Here is a 15149-nt window from a genome sequence, read left to right as displayed (position 1 = left end):
GTGTCACGCATTTTCCAAACGAGGAGGCGTCCAGCCCTTGCCGGGAATGGAGGCAAGGAGGCGCTGTGTATATTCATGTTGCGGATTAGCGAAGACTTGCGCCGTCAGACCTGCTTCGGCGATCTCACCCTTCGACATGACGATGATGCGGTCGCAAAGCTGGGCCGCGACGCGCAGATCATGCGTGACGAAAAGAAGCGACAGATTGAGCCGTTCGCGGAGGTCGGCCAGGAGCCGCAACACCTGAGCCTGTACGGAGACATCGAGCGCGGAGACCGGTTCGTCGGCGACGATGATGCGCGGCTCCAGCGCCAGCGCGCGGGCGATGCCGATGCGCTGCCGCTGCCCGCCGGAAAATTCATGCGGAAAACGGTCGGCTGCGGCAGGCGAAAGCTCGACCAGCTCCAGCAACTCGCGGGCCTTTGCGTGCGCCTCTGCCTTCGGTACGCCATGGACGATTGGCCCCTGTGCGATCAGGTCCACGACGCGGCGGCGCGGGTTGAGCGAGGCCATCGGGTCCTGAAAGACCATCTGGATGTCCTTGCGCATGGCCCGCACTTCACGCGGGCTGGCGCTCAGAAAATCTTTGCCATTCACATCGACCTTGCCGCTATCGGCTTCAAGCAGACGGGTGACGATGCGCGAAACGGTTGTCTTGCCCGACCCGCTTTCGCCCACGACGCCAAGCGTTTCACCCTGACGTAGTTCAAACGAAAGGTCCTTCACGGCAGGAACGGCACTTCTTTTGCCGGTCAGCAATCCGCCGCGCGCCTTGAAGGTTTTGCGTAAAGCGCTCGCCTTGAGAATGATCGGCTGAGCGTCCACAGATGGCTTCGGTTCGGGCGGAGTGAGAGCTGGAACCGATGCAATCAGCGCCTTGGTATATGGGTGCTGCGGATGGTTCAGCACTTCGTTTGCCGGGCCTTCCTCGACCAGTTCGCCAAGCCGCAGAACGGCAACGCGGTCGGCAATTTCCGCCACCACGCCGAAGTCATGCGTGATGAACAGGATGCCGGTATCGTGTTCGCGTTGCAGGTCGCGGATCAGTTTCAGGATTTGTGCCTGCGTGGTCACATCGAGCGCGGTGGTTGGTTCATCGGCAATGATGAGGCGCGGTTTCAGGATAAGCGCCATGGCAATCATGACGCGCTGGCGCTGTCCGCCCGAAATCTGGTGCGGATAGGCGTTGTAAGCGGATTCCGGGTCCGGAATTTTCACTTCCGCCAGCATGTTCAGCACGGCGGCGCGACGTTCCTTGCGACCGAGTTTCGTGTGCAGGCGCAACACTTCATCGATCTGCCAGCCGACCGTCTTCTGCGGGTTGAGTGCGGTCATCGGCTCCTGAAAGATCATGCCGATGCGGTCGCCGCGCAGCTTCTTCATGTCGGTTTCGCTGAGCGAATAGAGATCGGTGCCTTCCAGCCTGATTGTGCCATTGGTCACGCGCACATGCGGTTCCGGCAAAAGGCGCATGATTGCGCCTGCCGAAAGCGATTTGCCGGAGCCGCTTTCGCCGACGAGGCAGACGATTTCACCGGGGTTGATGGTCAGTGTCAGGTCCTGCAGGGCGTAAGGGCGGTCGGCGCCCTTTGGCAGCGCGATCTGCAGATTTTTGATTTCGAGAACGGGTGCAGCGGTCATTATTTCTTCTGCCTCGGATTAAGCGCGTCGTTCAGGCCTTCGCCAAGCAGGCTGAAGGAAAGAACGGTGAGCAGAATGGCGATGCCGGGAATAACCGAGCAGAACCAGTCAGTGCGCAGCACGGCGCGACCTTGGCCGATCATGTTACCCCAGCTTGCATAGTTTGGGTCACCGAGGCCGAGGAAGGCGAGCGCGCTTTCCATCAGGATGGAAGTGGCCATCACCACGGATGCGAAGACAATCACCGGCGGCAGGGCATTCGGCAGGATTTCACGGAAGATTATTGAGGCATTCCCGACGCCGAGATTGCGCGCTGCATCGATGAATTCGCGCTTGCGCAGCGCCAGAAATTCGGCGCGCACCATGCGGGCAGGCGCGGTCCATGACACGATGCCGATGCAGATGATGATATTTTCGATCGATGAGCCGAAGATTGCTACCAGTGTCAGAAGCAGTACGAAGCTTGGAACGGTCTGGAAGGCTTCGGTGATGCGCATCAGAACGTCATCCACCCAGCCACCATAATAGCCGGCAAGCGCGCCGATGATGATGCCGATCACGATAGAAATCAGGGTGGCGACCACGCCGATCAGAAGCGAAATGCGCGCGCCATGGACAATGCCTGCCATGATATCGCGCCCAAGCTGGTCGGTACCAAGGGGCGTTGCAGCATTGACGAATGGCCAGACGAGCGGATCGCCTGCGCGCCGCAGCGGGTCGCCGGGCGCAATGACATCGGCCAGCAACGCGATCAGGACCACGGCGATGAAGAGGATAAGGCCCAGTACGGCAGCGCGGTTGCGGCTGAAGCGCTGCCACAGAATTTTTGCGCGCGAGACCTGCGGGCGGGTGAGGGAGAGGTCCTGTGGAGTCATGACAGTTCGATCCTGGAATCAAGCCGCGCATAGATGAGATCGGTGATGAAATTGACGATCACCACCAGCACCGAGCACAGAAAGATGATGCCCATCAGCGTGTTGAGGTCGCGCTTGATCACGGAGGTGTAGGCAAGCTGGCCGAGGCCGGGCAGCGAAAAGATTGTCTCGATCACGACCGAGCCGCCAAGCACAGTCGAGAATTGCAGTCCGAGCAGCGTAACGACAGGCAGGAATGCGTTACGCATGATGTGATGGAACATCAGCCTTGCACCGCTTGCACCCTTGGCGCGTGCGGTACGAACATAATCAAGGTCAGCCACTTCCAGCACGCTGGTGCGCATCAGGCGCATGTAGAATGCAAGATAGATGAGCGAAAGCGCCGTCGTCGGCATGACGAGGTGCACGGCAATATCCCAGACATTCTTCCAACCGGTGTAAAACCCGGCAATCGTCTTGTAACCGCCGACCGGCAGCCAACCGAGCTTGACGGAAAAGATGAACATCAAGATGAGGCTGAGAAAGAAGCTCGGCATGGCATAGAAAACAAGACCGAGCGTGGAAATTGCATTGTCGGTCAGGGAATATGCCTTGCGCGCCGCAAAAGCCCCAAGCGCAATGCCGAAAATGAAGGCCACCGAAAGCGAGGAAACCATGAGCAGGAGGGTCGGCAAAAGGCGGGCCATCAGCACATCCAGCACCGGCTGCTCGTAGACATAGGACCAGCCGAAATCGAACTGCGCCAGCTTGGTCATGTAAATCCAGAGCTGTGTCCAGACCGGCTGGTCAAGGCCGTATTCGGCGCGCAGATTGGCGACGAATTGCGGATCTGCGCCGCCCATGTCGCCAACAAGTGCGTCCACGGTATCGCCGGGCGCAAGCTTGATCAGCAGGAATGACCCGATCATGATGAGAAGAATGACGGGGATCGCCTGCAAGATGCGCCGCAGCGCAAAAGTCAGGATCGGGGGCAGGGGCATTGCGGGTTATCCTGCAAGATATTCATTTCAGCATTCATAAAACTGGGGAGCCGCTGCCGGATGACCGGCAGCGGTTGGTATTGTTTATTGATCGATCCACAGATCGTACCAGCTGGAAGAATCCCAGCGCGGCGTGTTGTGGTGGTTCTTCAAGACCTTGTTGGTCACGCCGACGAACGGATGTTCGATGGCGAAGATGACCGGCAGGTCTTTCATGCCAAGCTGCTGGATCTGGTGATAAAGATCGGCGCGCTTGGCCGGGTCGAGCTCGCTCGCGGCCTTGTCGATCAGGCTGTCCATTTCGTCCGATTTGTAGTCGAACTGGTTGGACCATGCGGTGCCGACCGGAGCGCCGGAGCGCAGCCAGACGGTGGTGGAAACAGCCGGATCGGAGCGGAACTGGTGCCAGCCGCTTGCCGTGTCGAAGTCATGGTCACGATAGACACCGTTCAGAAAGCCCGGCGCATCGTTGGTCAGGATCTGGACGTCGATACCGACTTCCTTCATCGCCTGGGCATAATACTCGGCCCAGAGCTGCGTATATTCACCCCATGGTGCCGGGCGATGACGCAGCTTGAAGCGGATGCCGTCGGGGCCAGCCGGGTAACCGGCTTCGTCGAGCAGTTTTTTAGCCTTTTCAACATCATACGGGTAAGTCTGGACCTGATCCGTGTAATTGGCGCCGCCGGCGCTTGGGATCGGGCCACGGCCCGGCTTGGCATAGCCGCGCATGATCGTCTTGATCGCAAAGTCGATATCGAGCGCGTGATAGATCGCCTGGCGAACTTTCAGATTGGCAAGGATCGGATTGCGCAGATTGAACTCGATGGTCGAGTGGGCAACGTTGTTTTCGAAACCCTTGGTGCCGGTGTCAAAGCGGCCATCCTTCTGGAGGCGCTCGGTATCCGACATGGAAATACCGTTGAAGGCGGTTTCCATCATTTCACCGGCTTCAAGCGCTGCGGCAGCAGCGGCCTTGTCCGGCATGAAACGCCAGACGATGCGGTCGAGATAAGGATATTCCTTGCCACGCCAGTAATCGTCGTTGCGCTCGGCAATGATGTGCTGGCCGCGCTCATACTCGACGAACTTGAACGGTCCCGTGCCCACCGGCGCGGCGTTGTACTTGTTCTTGAGAATATCAGTGCCTTCATAAAGATGCTTCGGCACCGGATGGCCGAGATCAGGCATGGCAGCGACGAGCAGTTCCAGCGGCATCGGCTTGGAATAGCGGAACACTGCTGTGTAAGGATCGGTGCAATCGACGGCTTCGAGATTGGCCTGAAGCGTGGTCGAATAGTTGAGCAGCTTCTTCCAGAGGTTCATCGCGCTGAACGAAACGTCATCGCAGCTGAAAGGCTGACCGTCATGCCAGCGCACATTCTCGCGCAGCTTGAAGGTGATGGCCTTGCCGTCTTCCGAGGACGACCAGCTTGTGGCCAGAACCGGCACATAGCCCTCATAAGTGCGGTCGATCAGCGGCTCCATGATGCGGCCGGTGATCTGATAGACGCCGGTGGAGGCGCGCAGCGCAGGGTTAAGCACACCCTGCTCGGTGTTCATATGGACGATGACAGTGCCGCCGCGCTTCACTTCTTCGGCGTGCGAAGACGCCGTCGCAAGCGAAAACGCCGCTAGAAACAGGCCAAGGCCAGCTTTTCTGATATGCATTCTCTGTTCCCCTGAAGGACGTTGAGGGAGGGCTTTCTAGCCTCTTTTCCCGCACGTCCCAATATTGTTCAAGCCCCTGAAATCGCAACGAAATGCCACCTCAGAGGGTCTTTATTGTATGCAAGCATTGATATGCTAGAATCCGTGGCGATAATGTCAAGATAAACTAATATCGCGGGCAAAATTGGTAAAATTTCTCGACCAGCCTGCGTTAATAAATGTCGATTTTCTACGACGGAGTTTGTTGATGAGCCAGAATTCCCCCGAGCAGAACGCAAACTCGGGCAAAAACGAGCGCAGCGCGGTCTGGATCACCGGCGCCGGGTCCGGCATCGGCGCTGCCATGGCACGACGGTTCGCGCGTGAAGGCTGGCGCGTCGCGCTGACGGGCCGCAAGGCGGGTGCACTTGCAGCGATTGCCGAGGAGATCGTCTCCAATGGTGGCGAGGCGCAGATATTTCCGGCGGATGTTCTCGACCGGGAGGCGGTTGCCGCTACTGCCGGAGCTATCGTCGATTGGGCAGGTCGTCTTGATGTGCTCTGCAACAATGCCGGTCTCAATATTCCGCGCCGTAGCTGGGCGGATATTGATTTCGATTCATGGGACGATGTCATCGACATCAACATCAAGGGTGCGATCAATGTGATTGCCGCTGCTTTGACGCCCATGCGCGCACAGGGTGGTGGGTTGATGATCCACACATCGTCCTGGGCAGGGCGGTTTTCATCGCCCGGCGGCGGCGTCCCCTATGGTGCGTCCAAACATGCGCTCAACGATCTGAGCGCCAGCCTGAATGCGCAGGAAGGACCAAACGGCATCCGGTCGACGGTGCTATGCCCCGGTGAGGTGGCGACGCCGCTTCTGGCGCGTCGTCCGGGCTTCGATCTCTCCCGCATGGATGATGTCATCCAGCCCGATGATATGGCTGAAACCGCGCTCTATGTTGCCAATATGAATCCCAAGGTTACGATCCACGAGATCGTTCTGGCTCCGACCAAGAAATAGAAAAGGAAGTTTTGTATGTCTCATCCGGTCAAAGGCGTCGATCATATTTTCCTGCTGGTCGGCGATCTGGAGAAAAGTGCCGAACAATATCGCCGTTTCGGATTTACGCTGAGCCCACGTGGCCTCCACAGCAAGGAAAAGGGCACCGGCAACTACACCATCATGTTTCCGGAAGATTATTTCGAGCTGCTCGGCATCGTCGCCGAGACGTCGGGCAATCTGCATCAGCGCGAGAAGCTGGCAGCGCAGGGCGAAGGACTCCATGCCATTGCCTGCCGCATCGACAATGCGCGCGATGCCAAGGCGGAACTGGACGCACTTGGCATCAAGACCGGCGAGGTTGGCGCGTTTCAGCGTCCCGTAGAACTGCCGGGCGGCGGCGAGGGTGTTGCGGCTTTTGAAACGGTGTCTTTCGCGGAAAGTGAAGTGCCGCAAGGTATGGTCTTCATGTGCCAGCACAAGACCCGCGAAACAGTCTGGCTGCCGGAACTGATCGAACATGCAAATGGTGCAAATGGCCTTTCCGCCATTGTTGCCATCTCATCCGATCCGGAAGCTGCTGCCAATGGTTTTGCCCGCCTGTACGCCAATGGCAAGGCAGAGGTACAGGATGGTGGCTGGAAGGTTTCGACAGGCTCACGTTCGGCAGACATATGGGTTGTGAGTGAGGAGAAAGCCGCTGCAATCTATCCCGGTGTGGATTTTGCCCGGACACCGGGCAAGGCTTTCGCCGTTCTGCGCATCCGGGTCGCTTCGCTGGACAAGGCGCGCGGCGTTCTCGATACCAACGGAATTTCCCACGTGAAGACATCTGCGGGCATCGCCGTGCTGCCGGAAAATGCCAGCGGCACGGTTCTGGAATTTTCCGAACAGTAAGAATTTGAACAGGCGGGGCTGTGAGGCCCCGCTTTGCTAATCAGCGCGGAAAGCGCTGGTTTTCTTCCAGCACGTTCAGGTCCATGTGGTTGCGCATATAGCGCTCGGACGCCTTTTGCAGCGGCTGGTAGTCCCATGGATAGTAGGCGCCGTTGCGCAACGCCGGATAGACGACGTGGCGACGCGCCTGACTGGCCCGGACGTCGGCATCGTAGCGTTCCAGATTCCAGCGTTTTTCAGCTTTGGCCAGAAGGTCGTCCAGAGCGGTTTTGAATTCCGGCAGTTCCGCCAGATTGCGCAGCTCGTCGGGATCGTCGGCAAGGTTGAACAATTGTGGCGGGTCGGCGCGGCACAGGTTGAGCTTCCAGTCGCCATCCCGCAGCGAGATCATTGGCGCAATGGTGCCTTCGGCTGCATATTCCATAGGCACCGCCCCGCGCTCCGCGCCAGAGGCAACATCTGTCAGTGAAACGCCGTCGGTCCACGGCATGATGCCCTTGAGGTCGATCCCGGCAAGGTCCGCCAGTGTCGGCAGAACGTCGAGCGTCGAGACGGGCGCATCCACGCGGCCAGCCCGCAATTGCGGGGCCGCAATCATCAACGGGACGCGAGCGGAGCCATCGAAGAAGCTCATCTTGAACCACAAGCCGCGTTCGCCAAGCATATCGCCGTGATCGGAAGTGAAGACGACAATCGTGTCTTCCGCCATGCCGCAGCGTTCGACGACATCGAGCAGGGCGCCGATCTTGTCATCCACATAGGAGATATTGGCGAAATAGGCCTGACGTGCCGTGCGAACCTGCTCGCGGGTCAGATCGTAGTCCTCGGCCTTGCAGGCCCGTAACAGGCGTTCGGTGTGCGGGTCGACCTCGCTTTCAGCCAGCGGTCCGATTTTCGGATCAAGTTCGGGAATGCCCGCATAGAGATCGAAGAAGCGCTTGCGCGCTACGTAAGGGTCATGCGGATGTGTGAAACTGACCGTCAGACACCATGGCCGCTCGTCGTGGCCGCGCGCCAGATCATAGAGCTTCGCTTCGGCCTGATAGGCAACTTCATCGTCATATTCGAGCTGGTTGGTGATTTCGGCGGAACCCGCTCCGGTGATCGAACCGAGATTGTGATACCACCAGTCGATACGTTCACCGGGCTTGCGATAATCCGGCGTCCAGCCGAAATCTGCCGGGTAGATGTCGGTGGTGAGCCGCTGCTCGAAACCGTGCAGCTGATCCGGACCGACGAAATGCATCTTGCCGGAAAGCGCCGTCTGGTAGCCAGCGTTGCGAAGGTGATGCGCATAGGTTGGGATTTCAGACGAAAACTCCGCCGCATTGTCATAGACGCCAGTTCGAAACGGCAACTGGCCCGACATGAACGACGCACGCGCCGGGGCGCAAAGAGGGCTTGCCGTGTAGCAGTTGGCAAAACGTGCTGAACGTTCGGCAAGCTTTCTCAGATTGGGAACATGCAGGAATTCGGCCGGGCCGTCCGGAAAGAACGTGCCGTTCAGCTGATCGACCATGAGGATGAGGATATTCGGCTTTTTCATTGTGCGGGACCGTTGGCAAGTGTGGGAACGCGAAACGGCGGGCGCTGAAACGCCCGCCTGCAAAGTGCGTGTTGTTCTCGGTTAAAGACCGAGGTTTGCCTTGACGGCTTCCGCGCCCGGTTCGCCCTTGAAGGTGGTGACGCCTGCAAGCCATTTGTCGATCTGGTCCGGATGCGCCTTCAGCCATTCCTTGGCGGCTGCAGGACCTTCCGCACCTTCATCGAGAATCTTGCCCATCAGCTCATTCTCGATATCGACAGTGAAAGTGAGGTTCTTGAAGAACGTTGCGGCATTGGGGCATTGTGCGGCCCAGCCGGTGCGGCCAAGCGTGTAGACTTCCGCGCCGCCGAAATTCGGGCCGAAATAGTCATCGCCACCCGCCAGATATTCTATCTTGAGCTTGTTGTTCATCGGGTGCGGCGCCCAGGCCAGAAACACGACCCATGCCTTATCCTTGTTCTTGCGATCCACCTGCGCGAGCATGGCCTGCTCGCTCGATTCCACCAGCTTCCAGCCGTCGAGCTTGAACTTGTGGTCCTCGATGATTTTCTGGATGTTCTGGTTGGCAGGTGCACCCGGCTCGATGCCGTAGATTTCCTTGCCAAATTTGTCCGCATGGGCGGCGAGGTCGGCAAAGTCCTTCACGCCTTCGCTTGCCACATAATCCGGCACGGCCAGCGTGAACTTTGCCCCTTCGAGGTTTTTCACGATGACTTCGGCGGCTTTCGCCTTGTCGAGATCGTCACGGAACTTCTGTTGTGCGGGCATCCAGTTGCCGAGGAAAACGTCAAGATTGCCAGTCTTGAGCGCCTCATAGCCGATGGGCACGGACATGGTTTTTACATCGGGCTTATAGCCGAGACCTTCCAGCAGCACGCTTGCGACGGAGTTGGTGGAGGTGATGTCGGTCCAGCCCGGATCGGACAGCCGGATGGTTTCGCAAGCGGCGGGATCGGCAGCAGAAGCCGCTCCTGAAAGCCCCGCCAGTGCCGTGAACGTCAGTGCCGCAATCTTCAAATAGCGCATTTTGTGACCCCTCCTATAGATTAAGACCAGTTATGTCTTATGTTCCTACTTTAAGGAGAACATCATTTAGGCTAAGGAAAAACCCATTCATTTTTTATCGAAGCTATAGAAAGTATTTATGGTTTCTCCATCCTGGGACCTTGGCAGCCTTGGCGTTTTCGAAGCGGTGGGACGATTGGAAAATCTGACCCTTGCAGCGCGTGAACTCGGCATGACGCAACCGGCGGTCAGCTATCAAATAAAACGTATCGAGGAGCGTCTGGGCGTCGCATTGTTCGCTCGACGGGCCCGTGGTGTCGAGATATTACCCGAAGGCCGCATTCTTTATGAGGCAGTGCGCTCCGGTCTCGATGGAATCGATGAGGCGGTGCAGCAGATAAAACGCCGTCAGCGCGCGCCGGGACTGCGGATCGCGACCGACTATGGCTTCGCGACGTTCTGGCTGATGCCGCGTGTCGCGCAGTTTCGCCCGAAACATCCGGAGGTGGATGTGCGCATCACGGCATCATCCATGCTTCAGCCGCTCGACCGGCGTGACGCGGATATTTCGGTCCTTTTCGGCGGTCGCGAGGATTTCCCGAAGGACGCTATCGCCTTCATCGGTGAAAAAGTCGTGCCGGTCTGTTCGCCTGCCTATCTTGCCGAGCATGGCCCGTTTCCGGATGGGAAACGGCTTGGTGCAGCTTCACTGCTGCATCTGGATACGCTGCAGGGTGATCGCTGGTTCACATGGCAGTCATGGCTCGATGCTATCGGTGAGGACATCGAGGACGGCAATTACGGGCTAGTCTTCAACACCTATAATCTGGTGATTGAGGCAGCCATTGCCGATCAGGGGGTGGCGCTTGGCTGGGCGGGGCTGATCGACGGGGCCGTGCAGCGCGGGCAGCTTGTCCATGCTTGCGAGGTGTCGCAGACGAGCGACAAGGGTTATTGGCTGGTCTTCAATCCGGACATTTCTGCGGGCGCGCGGAAGCTCGCACTGGAATTGCTGCAAGCAGCAGACGAAAGCTGATATTGTAAGAAAGCAGTCGCGATCCTACTTTTGCACATCATTCAATATCTGACGCGCTTGCCAAAAGCGCGCGGTTTTTTAAGAGGTGTCGATATGATTACCTGGAACCGGATCGATGAAACGAATTGAACTTCTGATCGAAAATATCATTCTGGCGTCACGCTGGCTGCTGGTTGTCTTCTATCTCGGTCTCGCCGTTGCGCTGGCGATCTATGCTGTATCCTTCGTGGGCAAGCTGTTCGATTTTGCAACGAAAGTTACCGCGCTGAATGATACCGACACGATCCTGAAAGTCCTCGGGCTCATCGACGCGGCGTTGATTGCGAGCCTCGTGGTGATGGTCATCATTTCGGGCTATGAGAATTTCGTCAGCCGCTTCGATCAGGCTGGCGACGAGGTGCACTGGCTTGGCACCATCGATGCAGGATCGCTCAAGATCAAGGTTGCCTCGACCATCGTGGCGATCTCGTCGATTCATCTGCTGCAGATATTCCTCAACGCCACCACCTACACGTCAAACCAGTTGCTGTGGTTCACCATCATCCATCTGGCATTCGTGTTTTCGGCGCTGTTCCTCGCCTATATCGACAAGCTCACGGCCAAGGATAAAGGCGGGGCTAAAGGCAAGGGCAAGATCGAACCGAATATCTGATGCTCTCGGATATAATTCATCGAAAAGACCCGGCTTTTGCCGGGCCTTTTGTTTTGAAAGACGAATGCAGTAAAGTTGGTTTCAATCAATGTGAAGAAGCTGCCGACATGCATTGCTGGCAGCGGTGTGGCTCCATTTCAACCTTGTGTTAGACTGACCTTCTTTGAGAGGAAGGGCTGACCATGACACGTCTGACGGCGAAGGATTTCCCGCAAGAACTTCTCGAACTCTACGATTTCTATGCCCATGGCCGGATAACCAAACGAGAGTTTCTGGACAAGGCTGCAAAGTTTGCGGTCGGCACCATGACGGCCACAACCATACTGGCCTCGCTCAGTCCCGATTATGCGATGGCGCAACAGGTCGAATTCACCGATCCCGACATCCATCCCGAATACATCACCTATCCGTCACCGGAAGGAAACGGTGAGGTTCGAGCCTATCTGGTGCGACCGGCCAAGCTGCAGGGCAAGCTGCCCGCCGTCGTGGTAGTGCACGAAAATCGCGGACTGAACCCGTATATCGAAGACGTCGCCCGCCGGGTCGCAAAGGCCGGTTTCATAGCACTCGCGCCCGACGGTCTCACTTCGGTTGGTGGCTATCCCGGCAATGACGATAAGGGCCGCGAATTACAGCAGCAGGTCGACCCGACCAAGCTGATGAACGACTTCTTTGCGGCGGTCGATTTCATGATGAAAAGCGATCTGACGACCGGAAAGGTCGGCATTACCGGCTTCTGCTATGGCGGTGGTGTTGCCAATGCGGCGGCGGTCGCCTTTCCGGAACTCGCAGCCGCTGTGCCTTTCTATGGCAGGCAGGCCCCGGCGGATGACGTGCCGCGCATCAAGGCGCCTATCCTGTTGCACTATGCCGAACTGGACACCCGCATCAATGAGGGCTGGCCCGCTTATGAGGAAGCGTTGAAAAAGAACGGCAAGACCTACGAGGCTTACATCTATCCGGGCGTCAATCATGGCTTCCACAACGATTCCACACCGCGCTACGACGAAGCGGCGGCGAAGCTCGCATGGGATCGGACAATCGAATGGTTCAAGCGCTATCTGGCCTGAAGTTAGAGCATGTCTCCCGAAAGTGGGAACCGGCTTCGGGATGAAGACATGCGTGAAAACGAACAGATAGGGCGCCGATCTGATGCAATCAGATCGAAACGCGCTCTAGGCCTTCGCTTTCAGGGCCTTGAAGACGTTGACGGCTATCACGACGACAATACCGATTAGAACCGCAAGTACAGCCTGCAGGAAGGACGTGGCGATCCATTCGAAGGCGGCTGCAAACCGGGTGCCCTCGGTCGGCAGGTGCGAGACGATGGAATGGATGAAGGCTTCAACGCTATGGATGCCGATGGAATCCAGCCCATGTACGATGATGCTGCCGCCGACCCAAAGCATGGCGATGGTGCCAACAGTGCTCAGAACCTTCAATATGATGGGCATGCCCGCGACCAGCCCCTTGCCGAGTTGCCTGCCGAAAGCCGTGTGACTGTTGCGCACGAGCGAGACGCCCATATCGTCGAGCTTCACGATGATGCCGACCACGCCATAAACGGCGAAGGTGATCAATATGCCGACTGCGGCGAGGATGGCCGCCTGCGTATAAATGCTCGACGGAGCCAGGCCCGCCAGCGTCAGCGCCATGATTTCCGCCGACAGGATGAAGTCCGTGCGGATCGCACCGCTGACGGTTGTTTCCTCGATCTCCTTGGCAGTCGTGCCCTTGGTTTCCTCATGTTCCTCTTCCTTGTGCGGGATGAAGAACTCCACCAGCTTTTCCGTTCCTTCAAAGGCCAGATAGACACCGCCGATCATCAGAAGCGGCATGATGAAGGATGGTGCGAAATAGCCTAGGATGAGCGCCAGCGGCAGCAGGACGATGAGCTTGTTGCGCAGCGATCCCTTGGTGATTTTCCAGATGACCGGCAATTCACGTTCCGGCTTCAGCCCCACAACATATTTCGGCGTGACGGCCGTATCATCAATTACGATGCCTGCTGCCTTGGCGCTGGCCTTTGCCGTCTGTCCTGCAACATCGTCGAGCGAAGCTGCCGCCATTTTCGCAATGGCTGCGACATCATCGAGAAGCGCGAACAAGCCGGACGCCATGGGGAACCTTTCTATATTGCTGTTGCAGGTAGCTAAACTTTGAATGGGCAGTACGTCTAGATGGAAATCATCATAGCCTGCAACTGTATCTGAAATCGATACAATCTGTGCATGATTGTCAATGTTTCAATGATCATACTGATGGCTATATTGGCGGTAACACAACAGGAGAGATAGCCATGCTTAATCAGATCAAGGGCCTCCACCACGTGACCTCGCTTGCCGCCGATGCGCGCTCCAATAACCGCTTTTTCACCGATACTCTGGGACTGCGCCGCGTCAAGAAGACCGTCAATTTCGACGATCCGAGTGTCTATCATCTCTATTATGGTGATGAACTAGGCACGCCCGGCACTGTCATGACCTATTTTCCATTTCCCGGCATGCCGCGCGGTCGCGATGGTACGGGCGAGGTGGGGACGACGGTATTTGCCGTGCCGCAGGGTTCTCTTGGCTTCTGGAAGGATCGTTTCGAGCAATCCGCCGTCAAGATTGAATCCGAAGACGAGGCGTTCGGCGAAAAGCGTATCCATTTCCGTGGGCCGGATGGCGACAGTTTTGCACTGGTTGAAGTGAAGGACGATCCGCGTGCGCCGTGGGCACATGAGGGGATTGATGCCGAGCACGCCATCCGTGGCTTTCATTCGGTCTCAATGCGGCTTCGCGACGAAGGCGCGACCTCGGAATTGCTGAAATATATGGGATACCAGAAGCTCGATGCGAAGGACGGTGTTACCCGGCTCATCATGCCGGAAGGCAATGGTGCGGGCGTCATCGATCTGGAAACCTTGCCAGCAGTTGGTCGCAACCAGCAGGGTGCCGGTTCCGTGCATCATGTGGCATTCGCTGTCGAAAACCGCGAGAAGCAGCTGGAGGTGCGCAAGGCGCTGATGGATACGGGCTATCACGTCACACCGGTCATCGACCGCGATTACTTCTGGGCGATCTATTTCCGCACGACGGGCGGCGTGCTGTTCGAGGTGGCGACCAACGAACCCGGTTTCGACCGCGACGAGGATACGGCCCATCTCGGTGAAGCGCTGAAGCTGCCGGAGCAGCACCAGCATCTGCGTGGCTATCTCGAAGAGCATCTGGACAGGATCTGAAGACGTCGGGACAGGAGATCGAACATGACAATCCAAACCTATGAGCACCGGCTGAAGGCCGGTGCGAACGGAGCGCCGCTGTTCATCGTGTTTCACGGTACGGGCGGCGATGAAAACCAGTTTTTCGGTCTGGCGGAACAGCTTTTGCCGGAAGCGACCATCGTGTCGCCACGCGGTGATGTGTCGGAATATGGAGCTGCGCGCTTCTTCCGCCGCACAGGCGAGGGCGTCTACGATATGGAAGACCTTGCTCGCGCCACCGACAAGATGGCCGATTTCATCGCTGGCCTTGTGGCTCAGCACAAGCCATCCGAAGTGATCGGGCTCGGCTATTCCAATGGCGCCAATATCATGGCGAACCTTCTGATCGAGAAAGGCAGGGTGTTCGACAAGGCGGCACTTCTGCATCCGCTGGTGCCATTCAGGCCGAAGGACAATCCGGCGCTCGAAGGCGCGAAAATTCTGATGACTGCCGGGCGGATGGACCCGATCTGTCCGCCGGATGTGACAGAAGCGCTTGCATATTATTTCGAGCGCCAGAAAGCTGATGTCGAGCTGGTCTGGCATCCGGGCGGGCACGAGTTGCGCCAGACGGAACTGGCCGCCGTTCAGTCACTGCTCCAGAATTGAGCTCA

The 15149-nt window shown here is 57.7% G+C and carries 14 protein-coding genes; 7 read left to right on the top strand and 7 right to left on the bottom strand.

Annotation, left to right across the window (positions count from 1 at the left end; translation table 11 throughout):
• Nucleotides 1–3: 3 nt before the first annotated feature.
• The 4 genes from ABDF71_RS16145 to ABDF71_RS16130 form a co-directional block, all read right to left on the bottom strand.
• Nucleotides 4–1641, bottom strand: a complete 1638-nt coding sequence (locus ABDF71_RS16145; protein ID WP_036586553.1) for an ABC transporter ATP-binding protein — start codon at nucleotides 1639–1641, stop codon at nucleotides 4–6.
• Nucleotides 1641–2516 carry an ABC transporter permease gene (locus tag ABDF71_RS16140; RefSeq protein WP_258124405.1) on the bottom strand — a complete coding sequence of 292 codons (876 nt, stop codon included), beginning with the start codon at nucleotides 2514–2516 and terminating at the stop codon, nucleotides 1641–1643. The genes ABDF71_RS16145 and ABDF71_RS16140 overlap by 1 nt, the downstream gene beginning before the upstream one ends.
• Nucleotides 2513–3496, bottom strand: a complete 984-nt coding sequence (locus ABDF71_RS16135) for an ABC transporter permease (protein ID WP_029927783.1) — start codon at nucleotides 3494–3496, stop codon at nucleotides 2513–2515. The genes ABDF71_RS16140 and ABDF71_RS16135 overlap by 4 nt, the downstream gene beginning before the upstream one ends.
• An 84-nt stretch (nucleotides 3497–3580) precedes the next feature.
• Nucleotides 3581–5167 (bottom strand): ABC transporter substrate-binding protein, encoded by a 1587-nt coding sequence (locus ABDF71_RS16130; protein ID WP_258124404.1) that lies wholly within the window; start codon nucleotides 5165–5167, stop codon nucleotides 3581–3583.
• Nucleotides 5168–5414: 247 nt separating this feature from the next.
• Between ABDF71_RS16130 and ABDF71_RS16125 the strand changes: the two genes are divergently transcribed.
• Both ABDF71_RS16125 and ABDF71_RS16120 read left to right on the top strand, forming a co-directional pair.
• Nucleotides 5415–6173, top strand: a complete 759-nt coding sequence (locus ABDF71_RS16125; RefSeq protein WP_258124403.1) for an SDR family oxidoreductase — start codon at nucleotides 5415–5417, stop codon at nucleotides 6171–6173.
• 15 nt (nucleotides 6174–6188) lie between these two features.
• Entirely contained in the window at nucleotides 6189–7049 is an 861-nt protein-coding gene (locus ABDF71_RS16120) for a VOC family protein (RefSeq protein WP_036586550.1), read from the top strand.
• 40 nt (nucleotides 7050–7089) lie between these two features.
• Here ABDF71_RS16120 and betC read toward each other — a convergent pair whose 3' ends face one another.
• Nucleotides 7090–8595, bottom strand: a complete 1506-nt coding sequence (gene betC / locus ABDF71_RS16115) for a choline-sulfatase (RefSeq protein ID WP_258124402.1) — start codon at nucleotides 8593–8595, stop codon at nucleotides 7090–7092.
• Nucleotides 8596–8676: 81 nt separating this feature from the next.
• A complete protein-coding gene (gene choX, locus ABDF71_RS16110; protein ID WP_151665316.1) occupies nucleotides 8677–9621 on the bottom strand; it encodes a choline ABC transporter substrate-binding protein in 945 nt (314 codons plus the stop codon).
• 118 nt (nucleotides 9622–9739) lie between these two features.
• Between choX and ABDF71_RS16105 the strand changes: the two genes are divergently transcribed.
• From ABDF71_RS16105 to yghX, 3 genes are all read left to right on the top strand, one after another.
• Nucleotides 9740–10636: a LysR substrate-binding domain-containing protein gene (locus ABDF71_RS16105; RefSeq protein ID WP_258124401.1), complete on the top strand. Its 897-nt coding sequence runs from the start codon at nucleotides 9740–9742 to the stop codon at nucleotides 10634–10636.
• 115 nt (nucleotides 10637–10751) lie between these two features.
• Nucleotides 10752–11288, top strand: a complete 537-nt coding sequence (locus tag ABDF71_RS16100) for a TIGR00645 family protein (protein WP_010658524.1) — start codon at nucleotides 10752–10754, stop codon at nucleotides 11286–11288.
• Nucleotides 11289–11470: 182 nt separating this feature from the next.
• Entirely contained in the window at nucleotides 11471–12358 is an 888-nt protein-coding gene (yghX, locus tag ABDF71_RS16095) for a YghX family hydrolase (RefSeq protein WP_151606357.1), read from the top strand.
• Between the two features lie 105 nt (nucleotides 12359–12463).
• Here yghX and ABDF71_RS16090 read toward each other — a convergent pair whose 3' ends face one another.
• On the bottom strand, nucleotides 12464–13408 hold the full coding sequence (locus ABDF71_RS16090) for a DUF808 domain-containing protein (RefSeq protein WP_010658526.1): 945 nt from the start codon (nucleotides 13406–13408) through the stop codon (nucleotides 12464–12466).
• 179 nt (nucleotides 13409–13587) lie between these two features.
• Here ABDF71_RS16090 and ABDF71_RS16085 point away from each other — a divergent pair, with 179 nt between their 5' ends.
• Nucleotides 13588–14514 (top strand): VOC family protein, encoded by a 927-nt coding sequence (locus ABDF71_RS16085; protein ID WP_500061681.1) that lies wholly within the window; start codon nucleotides 13588–13590, stop codon nucleotides 14512–14514.
• 24 nt (nucleotides 14515–14538) lie between these two features.
• Entirely contained in the window at nucleotides 14539–15144 is a 606-nt protein-coding gene (locus tag ABDF71_RS16080) for an alpha/beta hydrolase (protein ID WP_036586544.1), read from the top strand.
• The last annotated feature ends 5 nt before the right edge of the window (nucleotides 15145–15149 follow it).

This window comes from Ochrobactrum sp. WV_118_8, assembly GCF_039631535.1.
Lineage (GTDB): Bacteria > Pseudomonadota > Alphaproteobacteria > Rhizobiales > Rhizobiaceae > Brucella > Brucella anthropi.
Note: the sequence above shows the minus strand (reverse complement) of the source record. Positions and strands in the feature narration are given on the sequence as shown.